This is a genomic window from Microbacterium xerophyticum, from assembly GCF_053543555.1.
The window spans coordinates 630,617-645,418 of the sequence record NZ_JBLVOB010000007.1 but is presented as its reverse complement, the minus strand read 5'-3'; the positions used below and the strand labels follow the sequence as shown (position 1 = coordinate 645,418).

The 14,802-nt window shown below is 68.2% G+C and carries 13 protein-coding genes; 8 read left to right on the top strand and 5 right to left on the bottom strand.

What is annotated here, in order from left to right:
- On the bottom strand, positions 1-1,276 hold a 1,276-nt coding region (locus ACNPNP_RS14600), incomplete at its 3' end, for a TPM domain-containing protein (protein WP_448966749.1).
- A 319-nt stretch (positions 1,277-1,595) separates the two neighbouring features.
- On the opposite strand from ACNPNP_RS14600, the gene ACNPNP_RS14595 reads away from it, so the two are divergent.
- The 3 genes from ACNPNP_RS14595 (at position 1,596) to ACNPNP_RS14585 (ending at position 4,398) form a co-directional block, all read left to right on the top strand.
- Positions 1,596-2,090, top strand: a complete 495-nt coding sequence (locus ACNPNP_RS14595; RefSeq protein WP_448966748.1) for a RidA family protein — start codon at positions 1,596-1,598, stop codon at positions 2,088-2,090.
- Between the two features lie 11 nt (positions 2,091-2,101).
- Complete coding sequence (locus ACNPNP_RS14590; RefSeq protein ID WP_448966747.1) at positions 2,102-3,496, top strand: aminotransferase class V-fold PLP-dependent enzyme; 1,395 nt, start codon at positions 2,102-2,104, stop codon at positions 3,494-3,496.
- Positions 3,497-3,669: 173 nt separating this feature from the next.
- Positions 3,670-4,398, top strand: coding sequence for a LytR/AlgR family response regulator transcription factor (locus ACNPNP_RS14585; RefSeq protein WP_448966746.1), 729 nt, complete (start codon positions 3,670-3,672; stop codon positions 4,396-4,398).
- Positions 4,399-4,462: 64 nt separating this feature from the next.
- Here the strand turns inward: ACNPNP_RS14585 and ACNPNP_RS14580 are convergent, their stop codons facing one another.
- Together ACNPNP_RS14580 and ACNPNP_RS14575 are read right to left on the bottom strand one after the other, a co-directional pair.
- Complete coding sequence (locus ACNPNP_RS14580) at positions 4,463-5,314, bottom strand: VOC family protein (protein WP_448966745.1); 852 nt, start codon at positions 5,312-5,314, stop codon at positions 4,463-4,465.
- 37 nt (positions 5,315-5,351) lie between these two features.
- Complete coding sequence (locus tag ACNPNP_RS14575) at positions 5,352-5,990, bottom strand: GntR family transcriptional regulator (protein ID WP_448966744.1); 639 nt, start codon at positions 5,988-5,990, stop codon at positions 5,352-5,354.
- 126 nt (positions 5,991-6,116) lie between these two features.
- On the opposite strand from ACNPNP_RS14575, the gene ACNPNP_RS14570 reads away from it, so the two are divergent.
- The 5 genes from ACNPNP_RS14570 to ACNPNP_RS14550 are packed head-to-tail and all read left to right on the top strand — an operon-like array spanning position 6,117 to position 12,312.
- Positions 6,117-7,400 carry an NRAMP family divalent metal transporter gene (locus ACNPNP_RS14570; RefSeq protein ID WP_448966743.1) on the top strand — a complete coding sequence of 428 codons (1,284 nt, stop codon included), beginning with the start codon at positions 6,117-6,119 and terminating at the stop codon, positions 7,398-7,400.
- A gap of 2 nt (positions 7,401-7,402) precedes the next feature.
- The gene (locus ACNPNP_RS14565) at positions 7,403-8,182 is read left to right on the top strand and encodes a LamB/YcsF family protein (RefSeq protein WP_448967264.1); all 780 of its coding nucleotides are present in this window, start codon (positions 7,403-7,405) and stop codon (positions 8,180-8,182) included.
- A 1-nt stretch (position 8,183) separates the two neighbouring features.
- Positions 8,184-8,984, top strand: a complete 801-nt coding sequence (locus ACNPNP_RS14560; RefSeq protein ID WP_448966742.1) for a putative hydro-lyase — start codon at positions 8,184-8,186, stop codon at positions 8,982-8,984.
- Complete coding sequence (locus tag ACNPNP_RS14555; RefSeq protein WP_448966741.1) at positions 8,984-10,603, top strand: 5-oxoprolinase subunit B/C family protein; 1,620 nt, start codon at positions 8,984-8,986, stop codon at positions 10,601-10,603. The genes ACNPNP_RS14560 and ACNPNP_RS14555 overlap by 1 nt, the downstream gene beginning before the upstream one ends.
- Complete coding sequence (locus tag ACNPNP_RS14550; protein ID WP_448966740.1) at positions 10,600-12,312, top strand: acetyl/propionyl/methylcrotonyl-CoA carboxylase subunit alpha; 1,713 nt, start codon at positions 10,600-10,602, stop codon at positions 12,310-12,312. The genes ACNPNP_RS14555 and ACNPNP_RS14550 overlap by 4 nt, the downstream gene beginning before the upstream one ends.
- Positions 12,313-12,442: 130 nt before the next feature.
- On the opposite strand, the gene ACNPNP_RS14545 is transcribed toward ACNPNP_RS14550, so the two are convergent.
- Positions 12,443-13,783, bottom strand: a complete 1,341-nt coding sequence (locus tag ACNPNP_RS14545; RefSeq protein ID WP_448966739.1) for a uracil-xanthine permease family protein — start codon at positions 13,781-13,783, stop codon at positions 12,443-12,445.
- Between the two features lie 98 nt (positions 13,784-13,881).
- Positions 13,882-14,742, bottom strand: a complete 861-nt coding sequence (locus tag ACNPNP_RS14540; protein ID WP_448966738.1) for a phosphoribosylaminoimidazolesuccinocarboxamide synthase — start codon at positions 14,740-14,742, stop codon at positions 13,882-13,884.
- Positions 14,743-14,802 lie beyond the last annotated feature (60 nt).

The following is a 14,802-nucleotide window of genomic DNA, read 5'->3' as shown; positions in this document are numbered from 1 at the left end:
ACGTCGGCGGCGACGCCGACCGTGCAGCGAGCGCGTCAGCCTGGGCATCGACGGCGTCACGAAGATCCTTCGCCTCGGCGAGCAGCCGCTCGATCTCGTGCACGGCACGTGTGATGGCCCGCGGCTTGCGCGCCTGCACGGCCTTCTGCAGAGCATCGAGTTCCCGGTCCGCGGCGCCCAGCCGTCGGCCGATCTCTTCCGGGTTGTCCACCACGCCGACCAGATCCGCCGGCGGAAACGCGGCAGTGAGCGTGGTGAGTCTGGCCGCCGCGTCGTTCTGGAAGGCTCCGGCGTCGGCACGCTCCGACTTCAGTCTCGTCAGGGTGTCCGCCGCTCCATCGGTCAGAGCCCGAAGCGACGCCATCTCGCGCGCGCGTCCTTCGAGATCGCGGTCGATCTGCTCGCACAACCCGATGATCGCGTCTGTCCACGACCGCGTCTCCTGCGTCGTGTCCTCATCGGCATCCTCCAGCTTCTCGAGAAGCTGGAACGCCTCCTGCAGGCGGGACCGGCACGCCGCCAGGACGTCGGCGTACTCGGTCGTGGTCTCCTCGCCGAACTCCGCGGTCACGAAGCCGAGCTCCTGCTCACTCGTGCGCACCGCTTCATCGGTCTGGACCAGTTGACGCGCCGCGCGCTTCTTCTGCCCCTCCAGCGTTCGCAGCTCCGCGGCCAGCCGCGCACGGCGCCTGAGGAACAGGACGAGTCGTGTGATGAGGAAGATGACCAGGACGAGTCCGGCCGCCCACAGCAGCCATACCCACCACGGCGTCGGAACCTCCGAGAACTCGTCGGCGACGTATTCGATTCCGCCGGCCCAGTCGTCGTCCGCGAGGTAGCCCCCTCCGAGCCCGTTCTCGATGTCGAGCACCCGGGATTCGGAGAGCGGTCCGGCTGAGACTCCGTCGCCGCCGTACTCCGCCGAGATGGCGAGGCTGCGGCCGTCGGTCGCGATCGCGAGAAGGTACTGATCCGACGCGAGATTGTTGCGCTGCGCCGTGTCATCCGCCCAGGCCAGAGCATTGGAAGGGTTCTCGAAGTCGGGCACCAGGACGACGTAGAGCTCGGGGAGGCTTCCGTCGGACGCCAACTCGCCGAGACGCTCTTCGAGGCGCGCTTCGTCTGCGTCGTCGAGGACGTCGGAGACGTCGCTGATGTATCCCGGCTCGAGTTCCGCCGGAGTCTCGGCGCCGGCGGCGACGGCCGGGATGAGGACGAGGGCTCCGAGCAGCAGCGCCGCTCCCACGGTCGTCGTACGTCGTACCCGGTCCGTCATGGCGCCCCCCAGCGGTGAAATAAGGTCCGGCCCATCATGGCACGGGTGATCGCGAGACGAACGGCCGTGGCGCGCTCGCGCTTTCGTGCTCGGAGCTGGCCTCAGTCGGCGAGTTCGGCCTTCGACCCGGTAGCCGTTCGTCGCAGATCCGATGCCGCTCGTCGCAATTCTGCGTCTGCTGCGCCGGAAACCATCGCGGTCGCACACTGCCGTCCCTAGCTTGACAGCACGCGATGCCGCACGCGAGAGCATGCAACGCGTCGTGCCGACGAACTCGAAGGAGAGTCAGTTGTTCACATTCGTTTCCTCCCCCCGGGCGATGGTTCTGTCCGTCGCCGGAGCCGTCCTCGTCACAGGTCTTGTGACGACCAGCCTCTTGGGCGGTGTCGCCGATGCGGGGCCCTCATCGCTGGAGAGCCCCTCCAGCTCCTCGAAGAAGGTGTTGCACACCGATGACGCCCCTGCGGCGATCGGTCCGTACTCCCAGGGGATCGCCGCAGGCAACATGGTGTTCGTCTCAGGGCAGCTGCCCATCGACCCGAAGGTCGGCGCGATCGACAACAGCCAGTCGATCGCGGAGCAGACCGCCTTGTCGGTACAGAACGTCAGAGCTGTGCTGAAGGAGGGGAAGCTCGATCTCGACGATGTCGTCAGCACCACCGTCTACCTGTCGGACATCGACGACTTCGCCGCGTTCAACTCGGTCTACGCCGAGTATTTCGGCACCGAAGCCGCCCCCGCGCGGGCGGCCGTCGAGGTCGCCGCACTGCCGCAGGGAGCAAAAGTCGAGATCAGCGCGATCGCCGTGCGATAGGAGAGGAAATCATGGAAACGCAAGACCTTCAGAGATCCGGAATCTCACGACGCAATGCCCTCCGGCTGTTCGGCGCCGGGGCAGGTGCCGTGGGCCTCAGCACTCTGGGCATCGCATCGCCCGCGAGTGCGCTGACCCCCGCCGCCGTCGTACCGGCAGCGAACGACGCCGCCTTCTGGCAAAAGGTCGAGAAGATGTTCGTGCTCGACAAGAAGATCCTCTATATGAACGTCGGCACCGTCGGTTCGCCCCCTCGCCAAGTGCTCGACATCGTGGACGCCGTTCACCGCCAGGTGGCGCGGGACGCCGAAGCGGCCTACAGCGACTTCGCGGATGTGCGCCAGACGATCGCCGCAGCGCACGGTGTCGACACGGACGAGATCGTGATCACCCATAACACTTCGGACGGAATGTCGAAGGCGCTGCTGGGACTCGACCTGCGCGAAGGCGACGAGATCCTGACGACGAATCATGAGCACGGCGGAGGCAACACCCCGATGGCGATGCTGCGCGATCGCCAGGGGGTCGTGATCAACCGGGTGCAGCTCCCGGTCGGCGACCAGCAGAGCGCCGAGGACTACGTCGCCCTGTTCCGCGCCGGTATCACCAGTCGTACCAAGCTGATCATGTTCTCCGCCCCCACCTACCTCACCGGCACGATGCTGCCGATCAGGGAACTGGCGGTGCTCGCCCAGGAGCACGGGATCCCGACGCTCGTCGACGGGGCGCACATCCCGGGAATGATGAACTACAACTTCAGGGAGCTCGGAGTCGATTTCCTCGCGGCATCCGCTGCGAAGTGGCAGTGCGGCCCCGGCGGCACCGGCATCCTCTACATCCGCAACCGTGTCAACGCGGCGAACCCGAACCCCCTGCCGGAGTTCTGGCCGATCGTGTCGTCGGGCTACCCGACGGACGGCTCGGTGGATCTGCGCAGCCGTGATGAGAGCCAGGACATCGGCAAGTATCTGCAGTCCGTCGGCAACGGCAGCAAAGCGTTGAATGTCGGAGTGCAGACGGCAGTCCAGGTGTGGGACGAGATCGGGCGGCAGAACATCCAGGACCACATCGTCGGCCTGGCCGACAACCTCAAGGAGCAGGTCGTCGAGCGGTGGGGAGCGGGTGCGCTCTATTCCGCGAAGTCCGATGGTCGTCTCACCTGCGCGCTGACCGGGTTCAACCCGTTCCAGAATGCGGACGATGTGAAGAACTCACAGAAGTCGGCCGACTTCGTGGCGCGGCTGCTCGACGAGCACGGGATCGAAGTCCGGACCACCTCTGTGCCGGTCATCGGGGACGCGACCCTGCATGTTCCGGTGCGAGTGTCGACTCATCTGTTCCATCAGCAGGAAGACGTCGACCGGTTCGTCGACGCTGCATGGAAGCTGTCCGAACAGATGGCCTGATCGTCTGGTCACGGCCGGTGCGTCCGCTCGACGGATGCGCCGGCCGTTCTTCCCGCGTGCCGCCGACGCGGTGGTTCGTGGCTCTCGCGGGACGGCGCTCTCATCCTCGAGACGATTCCCGACGCCTATACCATGGTCCCGAAGTCGCAACCGCTGCAGGAGACGGACGCCCCATGATCTTCGATGTGCTCGTCGCCGATGACGAGCCGCCCGCTCTGGCCGAGCTCGTGGCGCTGCTCGAGGCGGATGCCAGGATCGGTGCGATCCACGCGGTCTCCAGCGGAGCAGACGCCCTTCGTACCCTCTCGGTCGAGGCGGTGGATGCCGTCTTCCTCGACATACACATGCCGGGTGTGGACGGGTTCGATCTCGCGCGAGCTCTCGATCGGTTCGCGCAGCGACCATCGGTCGTGTTCGTCACTGCCGACGAGGCGGGTGCGCTCGAGGCGTTCGACGTGCATGCTCTCGACTACGTACTCAAGCCGGTTCGCCCTGAGCGACTGCGACGTGCGGTCGACAGGTTGCTCGACGACCGTGGCGTCGGCGAGGCGCCTGAAAGCGTGGAAGTGGAGACCGTGCCCGTGTCGACAGGGCGGTCGGTGCGGCTTGTCCGGCGCGGCGACGTGCGCTGGGTGAGGGCAGAGGGGGACTACTCGCGGATGTGGACCGAATCGGGCGCCAGCCATCTCGTTCGCATCCCGATCTCGGAGCTCGAGGAGCGATGGGCGGCGGCGGGGTTCGTGCGCATTCATCGGTCCTATCTCGTGCAGGCGGAGGCGGTCACCGAACTCCGCCTCACCGGCCCGGTGCCGGTGGTAGGGCTCCAGGAGGTCGAGTTGCCCGTCAGCCGGCGACTGATCCCTTCCGTGCGCAGCCGGCTGATGAACGCGGGCGGACGATGAAGCCGCTCGGCAGCGGCGGTGCCGGTGGCCGGCGGTACCGAGCGGCCGGCGGTACCGGCGATCCTCAGGCCGAGAGTTCAGCCTTGAGCGTGTTGTTCCACGGGTCCTCGAATGCCAGGGTGCGGCCGTCGTCGCGGACCTCGGTGCCGAAGTGCCTGAGGCGTTCGTTCAATGCACCAAGTGCGTCGACGTCGGGAAGCAGCAGGTCGACCTGACCGAGGCCGAGCGCCGGCATCCGCGGACCCGCTCCACGGGAGTTCCACACATTCATCGCCATGTGGTGGTGGTATCCGCCGGCGCTGACGAACAGCGCCTGGCCGCCGAGGGATGCCGTGGCATCGAAGCCGAGCCGGTTCACATAGAACTCCCGCGCAGTGTCGACATCGCCGACCGAGAGGTGCACGTGGCCGATCTGCGCCGTCGTGTCTCCGGTCGGCTCCTCGCCCAGGTGCTCCTGCAGGAACGCGTTCGGGTCGAGATAGAGGGTCGCCATCTCGATCTGCCCGTGCGTCCACGACCAGTCGGAGCGGTCGCGGTCCCAGTACAGTTCGATGCCGTTGCCCTCGGGATCGGTGAGGTAGAACGCCTGGCTCACCAGGTGGTCGGCGCTGCCCGTGAACGTCTGCGGCGCGTGCTGCGCGACCGAGAACAGAGCTCCCGCGAGCGCTGCCTGCGACTCGAACACGATCGCCGTGTGGAAGAGTCCGGCCGAACCGGGGCTCGCGTGCCGCAGCGCCGGCTCGTGGCGGAGGATCACGAGCGGTGCGCCGGCTCGACCGAGCGTCACGGCTTGGCCGGCAGCATCCTGCACCTGCAGCGTGACGACGTCGCGGTAGAACGCCGTCATCGCGTCGAGATCGGCGACCAGCAGGGTGACGGCACCCATAGAAGTTGCCGCGGCAAGTTTTTCATTCATGTCAATGCAAACCGGCATCTGCCGGGAAGTATTCCGTCTACCCGCGTCCCATGCGCGCGAACGCGCCGAGCACGGTGCGCTCCGAAGAGATCAGGTAGGTCTCCAGCGCGTCAGCCGCCGCATGCGGGCCCGCTTCCAGCAGCGTCTTGAGCACGACGCGGTTCTTGCGCACGAAGGGCTCGTGCAGGGCACGGGGATCGTCGATCTCGAGGAACACCAGGCGGAGTTCTGCCGCGACGTCGCGGTACGTTCGCGCGAGTCGTGGACTGTCGGCGAGCGCGACGATCGCATCGTGGAAGGCCATGTTCGCGCTGCCGACCCGGTGCCATTCCTCCTTCGGCAGGTGCTTCTCGGCTTCGGCGAGCGCGGCGCGCATCGACTGCACTGCCGGATGCTCCGGCTCCGACTGGCGAAGCGCGGAGCACTCGATCACGCGGCGCGCCCGGTAGATGTCGATGACATCGGCGATCGACGGCGCCGCCACCGAGACGCCTCGGTGCGGGACGTGCTCGATGAGGCCCTGCTCGGCCAGTACGCGGAACGCCTCCCGGAGGGTGTTGCGCGAGACCTCGAACCGCTCGGCCAGAGCCGCCTCAGACAGGCGGGCGCCCGGTGCGAAGTCGCCGTCGATGATCCTCTGCCGCAGCTCATCGGCCAGCGCTCCCTGATGGTTCACGCCTTCATGTTAAGCGGGTGAGCCCTCGCTGTAGCATCCCGGAAACAAAATTGTTGAACAATCATGGTCAATCCGTTCTACACTCGGTGTCACCCGACACCCGCCGAAGACGATGGGAATCCCTTCATGTCCGAGCAGTCCCCGACCGACGCCCAGGCCGACCCCGAGACCGCCGCGAAACTCGCCGCAGTGAAGAAGCGCGTCGGCCGCAGCGCCGTCATCGGTGCGATCTTCCTGATGGCCACCAGCGCCATCGGCCCCGGCTTCATCACGCAGACCGCCCCCTTCACCGCATCGATGGGTGCCGCCTTCGCGTTCGCCATCCTCGTCTCGGTACTCATCGACATCGCCGTCCAGCTCAACGTCTGGCGCATGATCACCTCCTCCGGCAAGCGCGCCGGGGAACTCGCGAACTCGGCGATCCCGTTCTCGGGCCACGTGATCGCGATCCTCGTCGTGATCGGCGGCCTCGCCTTCAACATCGGCAACATCGCCGGCGGAGGACTCGGACTGAACGCCCTGCTCGGCGTCGACCCCAAGATCGGCGGCCTGCTCACCGCGGCGCTGGCGATCGTGATCTTCCTCATCAAGAAGGCCGGCAAGGTGATGGACATCGTTCTGGTCATTCTCGGCATCGGCATGATCGTCATGACGGTCGTCGTCGCGATCATCGCGCAGCCCCCACTCGGCGACGCGCTGCGCCAGACGATCGTCCCGGATGAACTGAACTTCGCCACCATCACCACGATCGTCGGCGGCACCGTCGGCGGCTACATCACCTACTCGGGCGCGCACCGCTATCTCGACTCCGGTCAGACCGGTCCGCAGTATGCCGGGCCGGTCATGCGGGCAGCCGCCAACGGCATCCTGATCACCGGCATCATGCGCTACGTGCTGTTCCTCGCGATCCTCGGTGTCGTGGCTTCCGGTGTCGCCCTCGATCTGTCCAGCCAGGCCGCCAACCCCGCCGGGCAGGCCTTCGGCTCAGTGCTCGGTGATGCGGGCCTGCGCATCTTCGGTGCGATCTTCTGGGCCGCCGCTCTCAGCTCGGTGATCGGCGCCGCGTACACGTCGGCGACGTTCCTGTCGTCGTTCCACAAGCGCTTCCTCGGCGGCTGGTCGCTGCAGATCGCGACCGTCGCGTTCATCGTCGTGTCGCTGATCGTGTACCTGTCGATCGGCACCGCACCGGCCGCGATCCTGGTGTTCGTCGGCGGCTTCAACGGACTCATCCTGCCGATCGGCCTTACGGTGTTCATGTACATCGGATGGTTCCGCCGCGACCTGCTCGGCACGAAGAAGTACCCGCTGGTACTGCTCATCGCCGGCACGCTGGTGACGCTGCTCACCTGGTACATGGGCATCGTCTCGGTCGGACCCATCTTCGCCTTCCTCGGAATCGGAGCGTGACCATGCCTGTGAATGGTGGGCCGACCATCGACCTGAACTCCGACCTCGGTGAGAACGTCCCCGACCGCATCGTCAGCGACGACGTCGCGATGCTCGAGATCGTCACGAGCGCGAACGTCTCCTGCGGGTTCCACGCGGGCAGCCCCGAGGGCATCCGCGACACTCTGGCGGCCGCGGTGCGGGGCGGCGTCGTGATCGGCGCCCACCCCGGCTATCGCGACTACGAGAACTTCGGGCGCACGAACGTCGAGATCGACTCGGCGACGCTGCAGGCGCATGTCGAGTACCAGCTCGGTGCGCTCATCGGCCTGGCCTCTTCGATCGGCGGTACCGTCTCGTACGTCAAGCCGCACGGTGCGCTGTACAACGCGATCGCCCGCGACGAGCGGCAGTCCGCCGACGTGGTCGCGGCGATCAAGGCGATCGATCCGCGCCTCGTGCTGCTCGGCCTCGCGGGCGGCGTCGTGCTGGAAGTCGCGTCGAAGGCCGGCCTCGCGGTCGCCGCCGAGGCCTTCGCCGATCGGGCGTACATGCCTGACGGGCAGCTCGTGTCGCGCACCCAGGAGGGTGCCGTGCTGCACGACCCCGCCGCGGTCGCCGAGCGCATGGTGCGGCTCGCATCGGACGGCGTGATCCAGGCGATCGACGGAACGGACGTGCGCGTCGAGGCCCAGTCGATCTGCGTGCACGGCGACAGCCCCGGTTCCATCGCGATGGCGGCGGAGACGAAGCGGATGCTGCAGGCAGCGGGCATCACGATCGCACCGTTCGCCGGGGTCTGAGATGGCTGTGCTCGCGACCTCTGATCAGCTCGCCGCCGCCCGGGCGGCCCGCGCGTCGTACCGTTCGGGGCAGGCCGTGCCGACCAGCGGTGTCGCCGCGGGGCTCACGCAGGCGAACCTCATCGCCGTGCCGGCGGACTGGGCCTTCGAGACGCTGCTCTACGCCCAGCGCAATCCGAAGCCGTGCCCGGTGCTCGAGGTCATCGAGCAGGGACAGGTGGAGTCGATCATGGCACCAGGCAGCGACATACGCACCGACATCGGCCGGTACCGGATCTGGCGCGACGGCGAACTGACCTCGGAGGTGAGCGATGCGACGGAGGCGTGGGACGAGCATCCGGACCTGGTCGCCTTCCTGATCGGGTGCAGCTTCACGTTCGAGACGGGGCTCGTGGATGCCGGCATCCCGATCCGCCACCAGGAGCTCGGACGCAACGTGCCGATGTACCGCACGAACGTCGACTGCGTCACAGCCGGGCGTCTGCGCGGCGAGATGGTCGTCTCGATGCGGCCGATCCCCGCGGGTCGGGTGGCGGATGCCGTGCAGATCTCGGGACGGACTCCGGCGGTGCACGGCGCCCCTGTGCACGTCGGCGACCCGACATCGCTCGGCATCGCCGATCTCTCGCATCCCGACTTCGGCGATGCTCCAGAGGTGCGCGAGGGCGAGATCCCGGTGTTCTGGGCCTGCGGCGTCACCCCGCAGGCGGCGATCATGGCGTCGAAGCCGCCGTTCGCGGTCACGCATGCACCCGGCTACATGTTCATCACCGACGTGCCGGATGCGGAGTACATCGTCTGATGCGCATCCTCACTGCATCAGAGCGCACTCTGCTCGTCGAGGCGGTCGACCTCGACGAAGCCATGCGGCTGAACCTGGCCTGGGACGGCGTGCCCGGGATCGTCGAGCGCATCCCCGGGGCGCGCACGGTGCTCGTGCGGTTCGATCCGCTGCGCACGTCGGCTGCCGCGCTGGCCGCGGTGCTCTCGGTGACGCAGGTGGACGCCGCGCACGTGCCGCACACGCGCGAGGTCACGGTGCCGGTGCATTACGACGGCGAGGATCTGACGGAAGCTGCGTCGCTGCTGGGGGTGTCGTCCGAGGAGCTCGTGAACCGGCATCTCTCGGCCGACTGGCAGGTCGCGTTCTCGGGCTTCGCGCCCGGGTTCGGATACGTGGTGAGCGGGGACCCGCTGTTCGACGTACCGCGTCGTTCGTCGCCGCGCACCCGCGTGCCGGCCGGGTCGGTCGCACTCGCCGGAGCGTTCACGGGCGTGTATCCGCGGGAGAGCCCCGGTGGCTGGCAGCTCATCGGCCACACGGATGCCGTGATGTGGGACATCGACCGCGACCCGCCGGCACTGCTGTCGCCGGGGGCGCTGGTGAGGTTCGAGCGCGCTGGTCGCGAGTCGGCGACACTGTCCCGGTCTGCTGGATCGGAAAACGGAGACGACCCGGCGAGTCGCCGGAGTGTCGCGGCTCGACGCGGCGAGGACACGCCAGTCGGTCTGGGTTTTCCCCGCGGCGGCAGCGTGGAAGTGGTGCGTCCCTCCCTGCAGTTGCTGGTGCAGGATGCCGGTCGGCCCGGCCACGCGGCGCTCGGAGTCTCGGCATCCGGGGTCGCCGACCGCACGGCGCTGCGCGACGCCAACCGTGCAGTGGGCAACGCATCGGATGCCGCGGTGCTCGAGAGCGTCGGCGGAGCGGTGCTGCGATTCCGCGGTGACGGCGTCGCGGCTGTGACCGGCGCGATCGGCGAACTCACCCTGACGGATGCCGAGGGCCTCACCCGCAGCATCCCGCACGGTGCGCCCTTCGCCACCGTCGACGGCGACGAGCTGCAGCTCGGCCATCCCGACCGTGGACTGCGATACGTGCTCGGTGTCCGTGGCGGTGTCGACGCAGTATCCGCTCTCGGTAGCCGAGCCAGCGACACGCTCGCGGGCCTCGGCCCTGACCCGCTGGCCGCCGGTGATCTCGTCGCCATCGGAGATGCCGCACGGTACGCGGTCGATCCTGTCGCCGCGCAGCGCGAGCTGCCGGCATCCGGCGATCTCGTCGAGCTCGACATCACGCTGGGTCCGCGTGACGACTGGTTCACGGCATCAGCTCTCGACACTCTGACGACACAGGAGTGGCTGGTCACGCCGCGGTCCGATCGGGTCGGCATCCGGCTGCAGGGCGAAGTGCCTCTGGCTCGCGCGACGCAGGGGGAGTTGCCCAGTGAGGGCGCCGTGACCGGTGCGATCCAGGTGCCGCCCGACGGGCAGCCTGTGCTGTTCCTGCCGGATCATCCGCTCACCGGCGGCTACCCGATCATCGGCGCCCTGACCGATCGCTGTCTGGATCTCGCCGCCCAGTTGCCGCCGGGTGCGCGCATCCGTTTCCGAATCCCCCGCATCGAAGAAGGACTGTCATGAAGAAGGTGCTGATCGCCAATCGCGGCGAGATCGCGGTGCGCGTGATCCGCGCATGCGCCGAGGCCGGGTACACCTCGGTCGCCGTGTACGCCGATCAGGATGCCGAGGCGCTGCATGTGCGCTTGGCCGATGAAGCCGTGGGACTGGGCGGCACGAGCGCCGCCGACACGTACCTCTCGATCGCCGCGCTGCTGCGCGCTGCCGCCGGCAGCGGGGCGGATGCCGTGCATCCCGGCTACGGGTTCCTCTCGGAGAGCGCGGAGTTCGCCCGTGCGGTCGAAGGCGCAGGCCTCGTCTGGATCGGCTCTGCGCCCGAGAGCATCGACGCGCTCGGCGACAAGATGACCGCACGACGGATCGCGCAGAAGGTGAACGCGCCTCTCGCGGCGGGCACGGATCAGCCGCTCGCCGGGCCGGCCGAAGCCGTCGCATTCGCGGAGGAGTACGGGTTGCCGATCGCGATCAAGGCGGCGTTCGGAGGCGGGGGGCGAGGGCTGAAGGTCGTGCGCGAACTGTCCGAGGTGGCAGAGGCGTTCGACGCCGCCACCCGTGAGGCGATCGTGGCGTTCGGGCGGGGGGAGTGCTTCGTGGAGCGGTTCCTCGAGAGTCCGCGGCACATCGAGGTGCAGGTGCTCGGCGACGGGCGCGGCGAGATCGTCGTGATCGGCGATCGCGACTGCTCGATGCAGCGCCGCAATCAGAAGCTGATCGAAGAGGCTCCGGCTCCGGGCCTGACCGCCGAGCAGCGTTTCGAGATCCACGACGCCGCGCGCCGGATCTGCGCCGAGGTCGCGTACCGCGGCGCGGGAACCGTCGAGTTCCTGCTCGCCGCGGACGGCACGATCTCCTTCCTCGAGGTGAACACTCGGCTGCAGGTCGAGCATCCTGTCACCGAGGAGGTCACGGGCGTCGACCTGGTGGTGGAGCAGTTCCGGATCGCATTCGGGGACGGGCCGTCCTTCACCGACACCCCCGAGCCGCAGGGGCACGCGTTCGAGTTCCGGATCAATGCGGAGGATTCGGGGCGCGGCTTCCTGCCGAGCCCAGGGACGGTCGAGACGCTGCGGATTCCCGGCGGACCGGGCGTGCGGTGGGACAGCGGGATCGAAGCGGGGGATGCCGTGCAGTCGGCGTTCGATTCGATGATCGCGAAGCTCATCGTGCATGCGGACGACCGGGATGCTGCGCTGGTGCGCGCACGGCGCGCGCTGCGTGAGCTGTCGGTCGAGGGGCCGGCGACCGTCATCCCGTTCGATCGCCTGGCCGTCGATGAGCCGGAGTTCCAGACCGCGACGTTCGCCGTGCACACCCAGTGGATCGAGAGCACCCTGTTGCCGCGGCTGGAGCCGCAGCTGCGACCGGCGCCCGTCGAGGATGCTGCGCTGCAGCGCTTCCCCGTCGAGATCGACGGGCGTCGCGTGATGCTCGGGGTTCCGGCCGCACTGCTGCAGGGATTCGCCGGCGGGGCCGTGCAGGCGGATGCTCCGGCATCCGCCGATCCTGCCGAGCTGCGGGCACCGGCCCCCGGCACGCTGGTGCGCTGGCTCGTGGATGCTGGAACGTCGGTCGAGGCGGGGGATGCCGTGGCCGTGCTCGACGCCATGAAGATGGAGACCCAGGTCACCGCGCATCGCGCCGGGGTACTGGTTCAGGCTGCTGCGGTAGGCGACCTCGTCGCCGCGGATGCAGCGATCGGCCGTATCGGCTGAGTCGCGGCGTCCGAGCTTGCGGTCCGCGTCGCTGTTACGCACTGCGGAGGTTGTCACGCACGTCGGAGAGATTCGGTGAAAACCTCCGACAGACGTGACAACCTCCGACAGGCGTGACGCGCGGAAGCACCTACTCCGGGTCGCCGCCCAGCGGGCCGACGGCGGGGATGGGCCCGCCGTCATCCGCTCCGGTCTTGCGGGCACGGGCGATCGCATTGCCGACGTGGTACACCAGCAGCGCGGCGACAGTGCCGATCACGATGGCGCCGAGCTGGAAGGCGCCCCACTGCATCGCGAACCCGCCGACCGCGATGACGAACGAGATCGCGACGGTGTACTGGTTCACGGGGCGGGAGAAGTCCACGCGGTTGTCGACCCAGATCTTGATGCCGATGACGCCGATGAGGCCGTACAGCGCGGTGGTCACGCCGCCGAGCACTCCGGGTGGGATGGTGTTGAAGATCACGCCGATCTTCGGCGAGAAGGCGAGCAGGATCGCGGCGAAGCCGGCCACCCAGTAGGCGGCGGTGGAGTAGACGCGGGTCGCCGCCATCACGCCGATGTTCTCGCCGTAGGTCGTGGTGGCCGAACCGCCGAATCCGCCGGCGAGCGTGGTGGCGAGACCGTCGGCGACCAGGGCGCGCCCGGTGTGCTTGTTGATCGACGGGTCGTTCGTCATGGTGGCGACGCCGCGCACGTGACCGACGTTCTCGGCGATGAGCACGAGCACGACGGGGAGGAACATCGGCACGATCGTCCAGGCGCCGGGGTCTGCGACGGCGGCCAGGTGGAACTCGGGCAGGCCGATCCACGCGGCATCCGCGATCGGGGCGAAGTCGACCTGACCGGTGAAAGCGGCGACGATGTAGCCGACGATCACACCGAGGAAGATCGAGATGCGACCGAGGAACCCGCGGAACAGCACGCTGAACAGCACCACCGCGATCAGTGTCACCGAGGCGAGCTCGGGCTGCAGCGTGAAGTTGTTCCACGCGGCGGGGGCGAGGTTGAAGCCGATCAGCGCGACGATGGAGCCCGCGACGACCGGCGGCATGAGCTTGTCGATCCAGCCGCTGCCGACCGCCTGCACCAGGAATCCGATGCCGGCGAGCAGCATGCCGACCACGAGCACGCCGACGAGCGCCTGGGCGATCTGCTCGGGCGTCTCGAGGGCGTTGCCGCCGTTGAGAGCGGTGATCGGGGCGAGGAACGCGAACGACGAACCCAGATAGCTGGGCAGCCGGTTGCGTGTGAGGAGCAGGAAGAGCAGAGTGCCGAGGCCCGAGAACAGCAGGGTCGTCGACACCGGGAAGCCGGTGATGATCGGCACCAGGAAGGTCGCACCGAACATCGCGACCACGTGCTGCGCACCGATCGCGAAGGTGGCGGGCCAGTTCAGGCGCTCCTCTGGACGCACGACCTCGCCGGGGGCGACGGTGTGACCATTGCCATGGATCTTCCACACGGGCATGAGGGCTCCTCGGAAATCGGGGTGAGGGAATCGGGGGGATGCTGGAGAAACACTATCGAGTCGTCGACGCGCGCCGTGCGCGACGCGGCTCCCCTGGACTACGCGGTGAGGCGTGTGATGAGCTCGCGATACCGGTCGGCCGTGCGCTCGACGATCTCGTCCGGCAGAGCGGGCGGTTCGCCCTGCTTGTCCCAGTTCGATGCCAGCCAGTCGCGGACGATCTGCTTGTCGAAGCTCGCCATGCGCGCGGCCGGGGTCGATCCGGACTCCCACGTCGCGGCATCCCAGTATCGTGACGAGTCGCTCGTGAGCACCTCGTCAGCCAGCCGCAGCGTGCCGTCGGCATCCGTCCCGAACTCGAACTTGGTGTCGGCGAGGATCAGCCCGTGCTGCTCGGCGATGGCCGCAGCCTTCGCGTAGATCGCGAGCGAGGCGTCACGCAGCTCGGCCGCGCGCCCCGCGCCCACCAGCTCGACGACGCGCTCGAAGGTGATGTTCTCGTCGTGCTCGCCCATCGGCGCCTTGTACGCCGGGGTGAACAGCGGCTCGGGGAGGCGGTCGCCGTTCTCGAGTCCCGAGGGCAGCGGGATGCCGCACACGGTCCCGCTCTGCTGGTACTCGGCCCATCCGGTGCCGGTGATGTAGCCGCGCACCACGCACTCGATCGGCAGCATCTCCAGCGACTGCGCGAGCATGGCGCGGTCGGCGACGGCATCCGGGATCTCACCGTCGACGAGGTGGTTCGGGAAGTCGAGCTGCGCGAACCACCATCGGCTGAGCGTGGTCAGCAGGGCGCCCTTCTCGGGGATGCCGGGGGAGAGCACGTAGTCGAAGGCGCTGACGCGGTCGCTCGCGACGACGAGGATGCGGGTGTCGGCGGGGTCCTGGGATGCATAGAGATCGCGGACCTTCCCGGAGTAGAGGTGACGCCAGCCGGGGATGTTCAGTGCATCGCTCATCCGCCCATTATCCCGGTTGGTCGTGTTCGTGCAGAACCGCGGGGGCGACCGGGGAAAGGA

Excerpts from the sequence above, each read along its gene's own strand:
- ACNPNP_RS14595 (WP_448966748.1), top strand. The coding sequence starts at position 1,596 with ATGGTTCTGTCCGTCGCCGGAGCCGTCCTCGTCACAGGTCTTGTGACG.
- ACNPNP_RS14590 (WP_448966747.1), top strand. The coding sequence starts at position 2,102 with ATGGAAACGCAAGACCTTCAGAGATCCGGAATCTCACGACGCAATGCC.
- ACNPNP_RS14585 (WP_448966746.1), top strand. The coding sequence starts at position 3,670 with ATGATCTTCGATGTGCTCGTCGCCGATGACGAGCCGCCCGCTCTGGCC.
- ACNPNP_RS14580 (WP_448966745.1), bottom strand. The coding sequence starts at position 5,314 with ATGAATGAAAAACTTGCCGCGGCAACTTCTATGGGTGCCGTCACCCTG.
- ACNPNP_RS14570 (WP_448966743.1), top strand. The coding sequence starts at position 6,117 with ATGTCCGAGCAGTCCCCGACCGACGCCCAGGCCGACCCCGAGACCGCC.
- ACNPNP_RS14565 (WP_448967264.1), top strand. The coding sequence starts at position 7,403 with ATGCCTGTGAATGGTGGGCCGACCATCGACCTGAACTCCGACCTCGGT.
- ACNPNP_RS14560 (WP_448966742.1), top strand. The coding sequence starts at position 8,184 with ATGGCTGTGCTCGCGACCTCTGATCAGCTCGCCGCCGCCCGGGCGGCC.
- ACNPNP_RS14555 (WP_448966741.1), top strand. The coding sequence starts at position 8,984 with ATGCGCATCCTCACTGCATCAGAGCGCACTCTGCTCGTCGAGGCGGTC.
- ACNPNP_RS14550 (WP_448966740.1), top strand. The coding sequence starts at position 10,600 with ATGAAGAAGGTGCTGATCGCCAATCGCGGCGAGATCGCGGTGCGCGTG.
- ACNPNP_RS14545 (WP_448966739.1), bottom strand. The coding sequence starts at position 13,783 with ATGCCCGTGTGGAAGATCCATGGCAATGGTCACACCGTCGCCCCCGGC.
- ACNPNP_RS14540 (WP_448966738.1), bottom strand. The coding sequence starts at position 14,742 with ATGAGCGATGCACTGAACATCCCCGGCTGGCGTCACCTCTACTCCGGG.